Origin of the sequence: Pseudomonas sp. M20 (assembly GCF_045037865.1) — a bacterium.
Taxonomy (GTDB): Bacteria; Pseudomonadota; Gammaproteobacteria; order Pseudomonadales; family Pseudomonadaceae; genus Aquipseudomonas.
The window spans coordinates 6,351,231-6,362,632 of sequence record NZ_CP173611.1; the positions used below are offsets into that span (position 1 = coordinate 6,351,231).

At 59.5% G+C, this 11,402-nt stretch carries 11 protein-coding genes; 3 read left to right on the plus strand and 8 right to left on the minus strand.

What is annotated here, in order from left to right; translation table 11 throughout:
* Nucleotides 1–72: 72 nt before the first annotated feature.
* The 7 genes from glpE to ACI514_RS28260 all read right to left on the minus strand — a co-directional run bounded on the left by glpE (nt 73) and on the right by ACI514_RS28260 (nt 7,722).
* Nucleotides 73–402 (minus strand): thiosulfate sulfurtransferase GlpE, encoded by a 330-nt coding sequence (glpE, locus tag ACI514_RS28230; RefSeq protein ID WP_016983139.1) that lies wholly within the window; start codon nt 400–402, stop codon nt 73–75.
* Between the two features lie 33 nt (nt 403–435).
* Complete coding sequence (locus tag ACI514_RS28235; RefSeq protein ID WP_405122764.1) at nt 436–1,317, minus strand: symmetrical bis(5'-nucleosyl)-tetraphosphatase; 882 nt, start codon at nt 1,315–1,317, stop codon at nt 436–438.
* Entirely contained in the window at nt 1,317–1,697 is a 381-nt protein-coding gene (apaG, locus tag ACI514_RS28240; protein WP_160059650.1) for a Co2+/Mg2+ efflux protein ApaG, read from the minus strand. The genes ACI514_RS28235 and apaG overlap by 1 nt, the downstream gene beginning before the upstream one ends.
* A gap of 113 nt (nt 1,698–1,810) precedes the next feature.
* Nucleotides 1,811–2,629 (minus strand): 16S rRNA (adenine(1518)-N(6)/adenine(1519)-N(6))-dimethyltransferase RsmA, encoded by an 819-nt coding sequence (gene rsmA / locus ACI514_RS28245; RefSeq protein ID WP_102900136.1) that lies wholly within the window; start codon nt 2,627–2,629, stop codon nt 1,811–1,813.
* Complete coding sequence (gene pdxA / locus ACI514_RS28250; protein ID WP_405122765.1) at nt 2,626–3,615, minus strand: 4-hydroxythreonine-4-phosphate dehydrogenase PdxA; 990 nt, start codon at nt 3,613–3,615, stop codon at nt 2,626–2,628. The genes rsmA and pdxA overlap by 4 nt, the downstream gene beginning before the upstream one ends.
* A complete protein-coding gene (gene surA, locus ACI514_RS28255) occupies nt 3,612–4,928 on the minus strand; it encodes a peptidylprolyl isomerase SurA (RefSeq protein ID WP_405122766.1) in 1,317 nt (438 codons plus the stop codon). Before surA ends, pdxA begins: the two co-directional genes overlap by 4 nt.
* Nucleotides 4,909–7,722, minus strand: coding sequence for an LPS-assembly protein LptD (locus tag ACI514_RS28260; protein ID WP_405122767.1), 2,814 nt, complete (start codon nt 7,720–7,722; stop codon nt 4,909–4,911). Before ACI514_RS28260 ends, surA begins: the two co-directional genes overlap by 20 nt.
* 130 nt (nt 7,723–7,852) lie before the next feature.
* Here ACI514_RS28260 and ACI514_RS28265 point away from each other — a divergent pair, with 130 nt between their 5' ends.
* From ACI514_RS28265 to ACI514_RS28275, 3 genes are read left to right on the plus strand one after another with little or no spacing between them, the layout of a single operon-like run.
* Nucleotides 7,853–8,872, plus strand: a complete 1,020-nt coding sequence (locus ACI514_RS28265; protein ID WP_160059646.1) for an aminoglycoside phosphotransferase family protein — start codon at nt 7,853–7,855, stop codon at nt 8,870–8,872.
* Nucleotides 8,869–9,540 (plus strand): N-acetylmuramate alpha-1-phosphate uridylyltransferase MurU, encoded by a 672-nt coding sequence (gene murU / locus ACI514_RS28270; RefSeq protein WP_405122768.1) that lies wholly within the window; start codon nt 8,869–8,871, stop codon nt 9,538–9,540. Before ACI514_RS28265 ends, murU begins: the two co-directional genes overlap by 4 nt.
* Nucleotide 9,541: 1 nt before the next feature.
* On the plus strand, nt 9,542–10,309 hold the full coding sequence (locus ACI514_RS28275) for a TerB family tellurite resistance protein (RefSeq protein WP_160059644.1): 768 nt from the start codon (nt 9,542–9,544) through the stop codon (nt 10,307–10,309).
* Between the two features lie 100 nt (nt 10,310–10,409).
* Here the strand turns inward: ACI514_RS28275 and ACI514_RS28280 are convergent, their stop codons facing one another.
* On the minus strand, nt 10,410–11,393 hold the full coding sequence (locus tag ACI514_RS28280; RefSeq protein WP_405122769.1) for an alpha/beta hydrolase family protein: 984 nt from the start codon (nt 11,391–11,393) through the stop codon (nt 10,410–10,412).
* Nucleotides 11,394–11,402: the final 9 nt, after the last annotated feature.

The window sequence follows — 11,402 nt, forward strand, 5'->3', positions numbered from 1 at the left end:
ATTAGTTGTGGCAAGACCGTTCGTCTGCCCGCGCAGGCCCACGGCAGCCGGGGCCTGCGCGTGACAAAAAAATTATTCGGCGGTGCCTTGGGCGGTTTCCGCAGGATAAGTCGTACGCCACAACTCGAAGCCGCCGTCCATGCTGTAGACGTCGGAGAAGCCTTGGCTGATCAGGTAAGCCGCGGCGCCCTGGCTGGAGTTTCCGTGATAGCAGACCACGACGGTCGGTGCATCAAGGTCGGCGCCTTGAATGAAAGCGTGCAGGGAATGATTGTCCAGATGCTTCGAGCCGCTGATGTGCAGGGCGGCAAAAGTTGCCGGATCGCGGACATCGACGACAACGGCGCCTTGTTCACGCAGGGCCTGGGCCTGTTCCGGGGGGATTCGTTTGAATTCGCTCATGGCGGGTTCCTGTTGCTCGGCTGAAAGCGCAGTCTAACGCGGTGCGCTGACTGGCGAAGTTTGGGGGATAAGTGGTGCGACGGTCGGGGCGAGACCACCGTGTTCATCGCATTTGCACGACAGGCGTTCGCCGCTGTCGACGTTCATCAGGGTCAGGCTGCCGCCCCAGACACACCCGGTGTCCAGCGCCGAGATGCCTGGCTCATGGATATTACCTTCGAGTGCCGCCCAGTGGCCGAAGATGATCCGCAAGCCTTTGGTCTTGCGCTCCTTGTGCTGGAACCACGGTTTGTAGCCGGGTGGGGCAGTATCAAGGCCTTCTTTGCTCTTGAGGTCGAGCTTGCCCTCGGCGGTACAGAACCGCATGCGCGTGAAGTAGTTGGTGATGACGCGCAGGCGGGCTACGCCCTTGAGGTCGTTGTCCCATTTCGCTGGCTCATTGCCATACATGCCGTCGAGGTAGGCCGGAAACAGATTGTCGTCACGCAGCGCGGTTTCGACTTCGTCAGCACACTTCAAGGCGCGGCGCAGTGACCATTGCGGTGGAATGCCGGCGTGGACCATGGCGACATCGCGCTGCTCGTCGTAGTGCATTAACTTTTGTTGGCGCACCCATTCCAGCAGTTCGGCACTGTCCGGCGCTTCGAGAATCTCGCGCAGGGTGTCGGACTTCTTTAAGCGCTCGATGTTTTTAGCCGCAGCCAGCAGATGCAGGTCGTGGTTACCGAGCACGCAGACCAGCGATTCACGCATGCCATACAAAAAGCGCAGGGTTTCCAGTGATTGCGGGCCACGGTTGACCAGATCACCCACCAGCCATAGCCGATCGAGTTTCGTGTCGAACGCTACTTGCTTGAGCAGGCACTTGAGCGGTTCGAGGCAGCCTTGCAGGTCGCCAACGGCATACGTTGCCATTAGTGCAGGGCTCCGGGCACCGCCAGGCGGAAAGGCTTGATGATGGCGTCGAAATGTTTGCCGTCAGTGGCGACCATTTCATAGGTGCCCTGCATGGTGCCAACCTTGGTGGTCATCACTGTGCCGCTGCTGTAGGTGTGGCTCTGGCCGGCATCGATCAACGGTTGCTGGCCAACGACGCCGGCGCCACGGACTTGCTCTTCATGCCCGTCACCGTCAGTGATCACCCAGTGTCGCGACATCAGTCGAGCCGGTAGGTCGCCATTGTTCTGCACGGTGATGGTGTAGGCGAAGGCGAAGCGGTCGTGCTCGGGTTGCGATTGGTCTGCCAGATAGTGGGTAACGACGCTGACATCGACCTGGTAACGGGAATCGGACATGCAAGAGGCCTTAAACGAAGCGGAACGCGGGGCGTAGCTGATGGGGAATCAGTCTAGGCAAGTATCGGGCAGTAAACCAGAGTGGCGTCCTGCCCGATAGCGTTCATCGTTTGTCAGTCGGCGGCGGGGGAGGCCGGGACTTGTATGGCGAGCTGGTCGGCCAGACGTACGAACGCGGCCAGATCCAGTTGCTCCGGACGCAAGCTGCCATCGACGCCGGCGGCTTCGATCTCGGCATTGCTGAGCAATTGCTTGAGGGTGTTGCGCAAGGTCTTGCGGCGTTGGTTGAACGCTTCGCGCACCACGCGCTCCAGCAGCTTGTGATCCTTGGCCGGGTGCGGCAGTACGGCGTGCGGCACCAAGCGGACGATGGCCGAGTCGACCTTCGGCGGCGGGTTGAACGCGCCGGGACCCACGTTGAACAGATGTTCTACACGGCAGTGGTACTGAACCATGATCGACAGACGACCCCAGTCACCACCACCCGGGCCTGCAGCCAGACGCTCGACCACTTCTTTCTGCAGCATGAAGTGCATGTCGCGAATGATGCCGGCATTGTTCAGCAGGTGAAAAATCAGCGGCGTGGAGATGTTGTACGGCAGGTTGCCAACCACACGCAGGCTGTTTGGCGCAGCGTTGAGCGTGTTGAAGTCGAACTTCAATGCATCGCCCTGATGCAGGTTGAAGTTGCTCTTGCCGGCAAACTGCTGGTTGAGGATCGGGATCAGATCCTTGTCCAGTTCCACTACGTCGAGTTGTGCGCCGGAGTTGAGCAGGCCGGCGGTCAGTGCGCCCTGGCCCGGGCCGATTTCCAGCAGGCGATCTTCGGACTTGGCGCTGATGGAGCGCAGGATGCGGTCGATGACGCCGGCATCGTGCAGGAAGTTCTGGCCAAAGCGTTTGCGCGCCTTGTGTTGGTATTGCTCGGTCATAAACGGGTCTCGGCCATCTGGTAGGCGGTTTCCAGGGCGACTTGCAGGCTGCCGGTATCGATCTTGCCGCTGCCGGCCAGATCCAGGGCGGTGCCGTGATCGACCGACGTGCGGATGATCGGCAGACCAAGGGTCACGTTGACGGCAGCGCCGAAGCCTTTGTACTTAAGCACAGGCAAACCCTGGTCGTGGTACATCGCCAGCACTGCGTCGCAGTGCTCCAGATATTTGGGGGTAAACAGAGTGTCGGCAGGCAGCGGGCCACGAAGGTCCATGCCCTCGCCGCGCAGGCGCTCTAATGTCGGTTCAATGATGTCGATTTCTTCATGGCCCAGGTGTCCGCCTTCACCGGCGTGCGGGTTGAGTCCGCAAACCAGGATGCGCGGGCGGGCGATGCCGAATTTATTTTGCAGGTCGCTGTGCAGGATCCGTGTCACGCGCTCCAGCCGTTCGGGTGTGATTGCGTCGGCAATCTCGCGCAGGGGCAGGTGAGTGGTGACCAGTGCCACGCGCAAACCGCGGGTGGCGAGCATCATCACCACTTGGGCGGTGTGGGTCAGGTCAGCGAGAAATTCCGTGTGCCCGGAAAAGGCGATGCCGGACTCGTTGATCACGCCTTTGTGCACAGGTGCGGTGATCATTCCGGCGAAATCACCCTTCAGGCAGCCATTGCCGGCGCGGGTCAAGGTCTCGAGGACGAATGCGGCGTTGGCTTTGTCCAGTTGCCCGGCAACCACGGGAGCGCTGAGTGGTGTGTCCCAGACATACAGGCTGCCTGCGGGTGCAGGAGCATCCGGCCAGACGCCAGGCGCAACATCCAGCAAAGTGACGGCCAGCCCCAACTGCGCGGCCCGCTCTTTGAGCAGGTCGCGGCTGGTGATGGCAATCAGGGGATGTGGCTGGGCTTGCGAGGCGAGCAGCAGGCACAGGTCGGGACCGATGCCGGCTGGTTCGCCGGGTGTCAGCGCGAAACGCTGGGGTTTCACTGCGCTGCCTGGTCTGCACCAGGGAGTTTGATCTCTACGTACGCTTCGTCACGGATCTGACGCAGCCAGGTTTGCAGCTCTTCGTCGTATTTGCGGTTACGCAGTACGGTCATGGCTTGCTGCTCGCGGGCTTGTTCGGTGCTGTCGGTAGCGCGGCGGCCAAGGACTTCCAGAACGTGCCAGCCGTATTGGGTCTGGAACGGCTTGGACAGCTGACCTTGTGGGGTCTTGGCCATCACTTCGCGGAATTCCGGTACCAATGCGTTCGGGTCGATCCAGTTCAGGTCGCCGCCGTTAAGTGCCGAGCCCGGGTCTTCGGAGTAGCTTTTCGCCAGAGTGGCGAAGTCTTCACCGGCGACGATGCGTTCATACAAAGATTGAACCAGCGCCTTGGTCTTCGCTTCATCACGAATCGGGCTTGGCTTCACCAGAATGTGACGAACATGCACTTCGTCGCGCATCTGCGCTTCGCCACCACGTTTTGCCAGCAGCTTGAGGATGATGAAACCACCCGGCGTGCGGGCAGGTTGCGTGATGTCGCCGACGGCCATGCTGCTCAACTCGCGGTCGAACGGCGGTGGCAGTTGCGCGGCTTTACGCCAGCCCATGTCGCCGCCTTCCAGAGCGTTGTCGCTGCCGGACTTGGCAACGGCCATCTGACCGAAGTCGGCGCCTTGCTTGAGTTGCTGGTAAACCTCCATGGCCTGACGGGCAGCACTCTGAATTGCATCAGAGTTAGCGCTTTCCGGCGTCGGGATCAGGATGTTGGCCAAGTGCAGTTCTTCGGACAGTTGCATTTTGCCCAGGTCGGAGGCGAGGAAGTTCTTCACTTCCTGCTCGGAGACCTGAATGCGTTCTGCCACACGACGCTGACGTACACGGCTGATGATCATTTCGCGCTTGATCTGATCACGGGCGTCGTCATAGTTCAGGCCGTCGCGAGCCAGAGCAGCACGGAACTGCTCAACCGACATATTGTTGCGCTGGGCAATGGTGCCGACTGCCTGGTTCAGCTCTTCGTCGGTGATGCGGATGCCGGAGCGTTCGCCGATCTGCAGTTGCAGGTTTTCGACGATCAGGCGCTCAAGCACCTGTTGATCCAGTACACCGGGAGGCGGCAAGCCGCCACCACGCTTGGCGATGGTCTGCTGCACTTCGTGGACGCGCTGGTCCAGTTGGCTCTGCATGACCACGTCGTTGTCGACAATCGCTACCACTTTATCGATGGATTGGACTGCGGCGTTAGCCGCAGTACCCAGGAACAGCGCGCCCAGCATCAGCGGGCGCAGACAATCAGAAAGCTTGGTCTTCACGTTCACGATAACCTTGAATGCCTTTGTCGAGGAAGCTCTCTACCTTGGCGCCGGTGAGGCCGCCGAGTCCCTTCAGAACAATTTGGAGGAAGATGCCATGGTCGCCTTTTTCGTTTTCCGGGGCGTTCTGACTGAACTCGTCATAGGAAACCCAGTAACGGTTGATCAGGCGCAGTTTCCAGCAGCAGTTGTCGTACTCGAAACCACCGAACGCTTCCAGGGTACGGTTACGGTTGTAGTCGTACTGCCAGCGGCTGATCGCGTTCCACTGCGGAACGATCGGCCAGATGACCGAGAAGTCATGCTGCTCGATCTTGTAGTAGTCCTTCACGTAGCCAGGCTGGCCAGGGGTGCCGTAGTCACCACCACCCACCGACCACTTACCGGTGTTCTGGTCGTAGCGGACCTGGTCATTGCGATAGCGATAGCCGGCGTTGATGACCTTGTTCGGGTTGTCTTCAGGCTGGTAGTGGAACATCGCACTGCCGGAACGCGGGCTGCGGCTGTCTGGATCCCAGTTGTAGTCGGCCGTGGTACGCCAATCGCGGTTCCAGCGGTATTCGTATTCCAGTGCATAAGGCGAGACGTTGGATTTCGCGTCATCACGATCCTTGAATGCGATGCCAGGCAGTTGAACTTCACGGTCCTTGAAGTACAGAGCCTGACCAACACTGATGCGTTGACGTTCGAAGCCATCATCTTCGATCCAGCGGCTGGTTACGCCCAGCGACAGTTTGTTCTCGTCGCCGACACGGTCGGAGCCAGAGAAGCGGTTGTCGCGGAACAGCGAGGCGTAGTTGAAGGTGTATTCGCTGGTGTCAAATACTGGAATGTCTTCTTGATCCACCTCGGGAACATAAAGGTAGAACAGGCGTGGTTCTAGGGTTTGACGATAGTTTTTGCCGAAGAACTGTGTGTTGCGGTCGAAGTACAAACCGCTGTCGATGCTGGCAATCGGTACACCACGGTTCTGGTTGCTGTCGAACTTGCCGCCGACGTAATCAGTGCCGGCTGCAGCTGCTGCGTTTTGCTGCGTGACAATCTGCGATTTACCAGTACCGTCCAGGTCCAACTGATACTGAGTGTACTGATACTTCAGCGATGGCTTCAGGAAGCCATAAGTCCAGTTCATCGGCAGGCTGACACCCGGCTTAAGGTTCAACCGATCGCCGTTCGCGCGGTCGAGTCCTTGGACATTGTTGTCGAGACGGCGATCAACAGTGCCATCTTCGTTAACAAAGTTGCCGGTTTTCAAATCACGATCAAACCGAACAAGCTCGGTCTCGTAATCGAAGTTCAAACCTTCCGGGTGGTGCGGCAGCTGACCATTGAAGGTGATCTGCGGCAGGCGACCATACGGGGTGATGTTGGAAACAGTCGCCAGCTGGTACTGCTGAGCATTCAGGCGCGCGGTATAGCTGTCACCACGGTAGGTGATCGCGCCCTGCTGGTTCACGTAGTCGCTGCTTTTCACACCAATCTGATCGGTTTGCAGATCCTGGAAGTAATACGGATCGCTGATCTTGGTGTAATCAACCTCGGTGAACACGCGAGAGTCGAGACCGCCCTTGTGCTGCCAGTTATACATGTAGCGGGTTTTATCGTAGTCGGTTTGGCCTTTGCGATCATCGTCCTCGTCATTGAGGTACGCCGCACCAAACTGACCTTCACTCGACTTGGTCAGGTAACGGAACTCACCCTCCACCAACATGCCACGCTTGCTCATGTAACGCGGGTACAACGTGGCGTCGTAGTTCGGTGCCAGGTTGAAGTAGTACGGTGTAACCAGCATGAAGCCGGTGTCGCTGCCGCTGCCAATGGTCGGCGGCAGGAAACCCGACTGACGACGGTCGTCGATCGGGAAGTAGATGTACGGCGTGTACAGAATCGGAATGTCTTTTACGCGCAGCGTCACGTTGGTCGCGGTACCGAAACCGGTGGCCGGGTTCAAGGTGATGTTGTTGCCCTTGAGCTGCCAGGCGTTGCTGTTCGGTTCGCACGTGGTGTACGTGCCGTCCTTCAGACGGATGATCGCGTTCTCGGCACGCTTGGCGTACAGCGCGTTACCGCGGATGCGCGATTTGTGCATCACGTATTCGGCGTTGTCGACTTTGGCTTCACCGGTGTCGAGCTGCACGTCGGCGTGGTCGCCAACGATCAGCGCGCCGTTGTCGCGGATACGCACATCGCCATTGAGTTCGGCGCGGCTCTCGGCCTGATACAGGCTGGCCTCGTCGGATTCGACCTGCATGCTGCCCTGACGCAGGACGACATCGCCGGCCAGCGTACCGACTTGGTCATCGGTGTTATAGCGCGAGGCTTTTGCGCCGATAAAGGTCGGAGCATCGCTTTTATTCGTCTTGTCATTCATGCCAGGACGAATCGGTTCGATATAGGCACCAGAGCAGTAAGGTCCGGTCTCGGCCAATTGGGCGGCGGTGAGCTTCTCGCGCGGAACCCAGTCGAGGTGACTGAAGTCTTCGCTACGGGATTTCAGACCGCGGCCCTTGGCTTCGGTGACCAGCGCCGTTTTAGGCGCTGTGTCGGCAGCCGAACCGTTCTCGGTCGCCGCTTCGCCGGTAGCGCTGACGGCACTGCCGTCATGCACCGGGCGCGGCGGCAACGCAGCAGCGGTTGATTTGGGCGCACAGGCCCAACCACCCGAAGCCGAGACGGAGCAGTCATACTGCTCGGCGGCAACAACGAATTGACTGGCCAGAGGTTGCATAGCCAGCAGACTGCCGGTTACCAACAACGGAAATTTTTTACGAAACGCGGGGGATTTCAATGCCATCTTATTAGTCCGGGCTTCCTGCGTGCCATCTGCCCGCGGTGTGGGCCGCACGCCTCTCGATGGTCTGAAAAAGATGCTGGATAATAAAGCATGACCCGCTTGACGGCTAGCGCCGTCGGAGACCCTTGCAATGCCTGACCAAGATGTACGCTTGCAACACCTGAAAGTTTGGCTCGATGAGCAGTTGGCAATCCTGTTTGCAGATCAGGGCTGGGGCTCCGTGCCCCCGGCCACGTTGACTGCGGCCAGCAGCGACGCGAGTTTCCGCCGTTACTTCCGCTGGGAAGGCGAGGGGCGCAGCTTCGTCGTGATGGACGCGCCGCCACCCCAGGAAAACTGCAAACCGTTCGTGGATATCGCTTTTTTGCTGGCGAAATCCGGAATAAATGTGCCGAAAATTTATGCCGAGGACCTCGAGCGCGGATTTCTTTTGCTCAATGACCTGGGCAACAAGACCTATCTCGACGTGATCGACGGCGAAAATGCCGACGCATTATTCAGTGATGCCCTGCAAGCGCTTTTGGCTTTTCAGCAATTGCCGATGGTCGCGCCGTTGCCAAGTTACGACGTTGCCTTGCTGCGTCGGGAGCTGGAACTGTTCCCTGAGTGGTACGTCAAGCATGAGCTCGGCGTCGAATTCGATTCGACCCAGCAACAACAATGGCAACAGGTCAGCGATCTGCTGATCGACAGCGCACTCGCGCAGCCCAAAGTACTGGTGCACCGCGACTACATGCCACGCAACCTGATGCTCAGCGAGCCGAACCCCGGCGTACTGGATTTCCAGGATGCGGTCTACGGCCCGGTGACCTACGACGTGACTTGCCTGTTCAAGGATGCCTTCCTCAGTTGGCCTGAAGAGCGTGTGCGCGGCTGGCTGCAAAGCTACTGGCAACAAGCCTCGGCGCTGAACATCCCGGTGCAGCCGGACTTCGAAGACTTCCTGCGTGCCAGCGACCTGATGGGCGTGCAACGCCACCTGAAAGTCATCGGCATCTTCGCGCGTATTTGTCATCGTGATGGCAAACCGCGTTATCTGGCCGACGTACCGCGTTTCTTCTCTTATATAGAGGCGGTGATTGCGCGTCGTCCTGAATTGGCGGAGCTGCAAGCGCTGTTCACCAGCCTGCGGGGTGGAGCATCAGCATGAAGGCAATGATTCTGGCTGCAGGCAAAGGCGAGCGTATGCGCCCGCTGACCCTGACCACGCCGAAACCACTGGTGCGTGCCGGCGGTGTTCCCCTGATCGAATATCACCTGCGCGCGCTCGCGGCTGCTGGGTTCAACGAGATTGTGATCAATCACGCCTGGCTCGGTCAGCAGATCGAAGATTACCTGGGCGACGGTTCGCAATTTGGCGTGAGCATTCAGTATTCGCCGGAAGGCGAGCCGCTGGAAACCGGCGGCGGGATTTTCCGTGCACTGCCGTTGCTCGGCGATGACGCCTTCCTGGTGGTGAACGGTGATATCTGGACCGATTACGACTTCAGCGTGTTGCATCAGCCGATCAACGGACTCGCACATCTGGTGCTGGCGGACAATCCGGCGCATCACCCGACTGGCGACTTTTCCCTGGTCGATGGTCGGGTAATCGATGGCCAAGCCGACGCCGCGACCCTGACTTACAGCGGCATCGCCGTACTCCATCCGCAGCTGTTCGACGGCTGTGCGGACGGCGCTTTCAAACTGGCGCCGTTGTTGCGCAAAGCCATGGCGAAAGGCGAAGTCACCGGCGAACGCCTGAAAGGTCACTGGGTGGATGTCGGCACGCACGAGCGTCTGGCCGAAGCTGAAGCATTGATAGAAGCGAGTCGCTGACATGTTGTGGCCAGGGACTCTGATTGGAGCCGGAGCGGGTTTTGCAATTGCCAGCATTCCGGGGGCCATGCTTGGGGCATTGTTGGGGCAAGCGCTGGATCGGCGCTTGCACTTGCAGAGCTGGGGACACTTGCGGGAAAAGCTCGGCGGTCGGCCGATGCTGCGCAACGACGAACTGTTGTTTGTGTTGCTCGGGCGTCTGGCCAAGAGTGACGGTCGGGTCACGGACGGGCATATCCAGCAGGCGCGCAATGAAATGCGTGCGCTGGAAATGAGCGAGCCGGCGACGCGTCGGGCGATTGCTGCGTTCAACCGTGGCAAGTCGGAAAATGACAATCTACGCGGCTATTTGCGGCGCCTGAGCGGACAACCCCACGCGGCCGAAGGTGTGTTGCGGGCGTGTTGGCGGATGGTCTGGGCCGATGGTCGCGCGGGCGTCAGCGAGCGTGAATTGTTGGCGCAGTGGGGCAAATGGCTGGGCTGGACGACGCATCAGGTTCAGGCGCTGGCCAATGATTACGAGCCGGGCAAACGACCGATCGTCAGCGCTGCGGTAAGTTATCAGGAGGCGATGCGTTTATTGGGCGTGTCGGCGTCCAGCGAACCGGCGCAGATCAAGCGAGCCTATCGGCGTCTGCTCAGTCGTCATCATCCGGACAAGATTGCCGGGACGGGGGCGACCCCAGCGCAGGTGCGTGAAGCGACCGATAAAACCCGCGAGCTGCACAATGCCTACACGTTGATTCGTGAGCGGCGGGATTTTCGCTAACCGTTGAAGATCAAAAGATCGCAGCCTTCGGCAGCTCCTACCTTGGAATGCGTTTCCTGTAGGAGCTGCCGCAGGCTGCGATCTTTTGCTTTTGCTGTTATCAGTCGGTGTTCTGTGGATTCAACCAGCCGCGCACCCGACGAACCAACTGTTCCTGCTCAGCCTTCTTGTCCGGCAACGCCTGCAAAGCCACCTGGCTGAACGCCGAGGTCTTCAAGCGCTTGCTCGCCTGCATACGCTCCAGCGCCGCATTGCGCTCCAGCGGCTTGTCCATGTAGAAAATATCCACCGTCGGCAATTTCAGCGTCGGCGTCAGCTCTACCAGCACCGGTTTGGCTTTGGTTGGTGTCTGCACATCAACCATGATGAACTTTTCGACCTGCGAAGTTTGTTTTTCGCTCAAGTAGCGCGCGGCCCAATAGGCACCGGTGCCGTGTCCGAGCACGACAATGCTGCGCGCACTCTGCTGTTCGGCATAGGCAATCGCGGCGTCGATGCGCGCGAAGATGCGTTCGGCGTCAGCCTTGGATTGCTCTTCTGTGGTTTCGGCGACCACTTGATCCGCCACTTCGGCTTCACCGCCAGCGGCTTGTTCAATTGGCTGCGCGGTGGTGGAGTCCTTGCTACCCGACTCCGGTGCTTTCGGCGCAACCGGCGCTTCAACCACGCGCGGTGCGATGGCGTCGCTTTGCAGGTCGGGCAGAGTGATACTCAGGCTGCTCCATTTTGCATCCGGCAGTTTGCGCCGCAATGGGCCGATTGCCTGCGGCCAGTCGGCGGTTTCGCCGGCGCCAGGGATGATGATCACCGCGCCTTTGGGCTCGGCGGTGTTGGCCGGTTTCCACAGGGCGAGAAAGGTGTCGCTGCCAGCCTGCAACTGTTGTTGTTCTTGCGCCGGGACTTTACGTTCCAGTGCGGCGGCCTCTTCCTGACTACGCTCAAGCAGTGGCTGGCGTTCGGCCGGTTTTTCTTCTGCCGGTTTTTCCGCCGCAGGGGCAGGGTCGGCGGCGTTGACGGAAAACGCACAAGGCAGGATCAGCGACAGGCACAATGCTGGCATTGCCAGGCGGTAGACAGAGGGCATCGGTTATTC

Excerpts from the sequence above, each read along its gene's own strand:
- ACI514_RS28280 (WP_405122769.1), bottom strand. The coding sequence starts at position 11,393 with ATGCCCTCTGTCTACCGCCTGGCAATGCCAGCATTGTGCCTGTCGCTG.
- apaG (WP_160059650.1), bottom strand. The coding sequence starts at position 1,697 with ATGTCCGATTCCCGTTACCAGGTCGATGTCAGCGTCGTTACCCACTAT.
- glpE (WP_016983139.1), bottom strand. The coding sequence starts at position 402 with ATGAGCGAATTCAAACGAATCCCCCCGGAACAGGCCCAGGCCCTGCGT.
- ACI514_RS28265 (WP_160059646.1), top strand. The coding sequence starts at position 7,853 with ATGCCTGACCAAGATGTACGCTTGCAACACCTGAAAGTTTGGCTCGAT.
- ACI514_RS28235 (WP_405122764.1), bottom strand. The coding sequence starts at position 1,317 with ATGGCAACGTATGCCGTTGGCGACCTGCAAGGCTGCCTCGAACCGCTC.
- ACI514_RS28275 (WP_160059644.1), top strand. The coding sequence starts at position 9,542 with ATGTTGTGGCCAGGGACTCTGATTGGAGCCGGAGCGGGTTTTGCAATT.
- rsmA (WP_102900136.1), bottom strand. The coding sequence starts at position 2,629 with ATGACCGAGCAATACCAACACAAGGCGCGCAAACGCTTTGGCCAGAAC.
- murU (WP_405122768.1), top strand. The coding sequence starts at position 8,869 with ATGAAGGCAATGATTCTGGCTGCAGGCAAAGGCGAGCGTATGCGCCCG.
- ACI514_RS28260 (WP_405122767.1), bottom strand. The coding sequence starts at position 7,722 with ATGGCATTGAAATCCCCCGCGTTTCGTAAAAAATTTCCGTTGTTGGTA.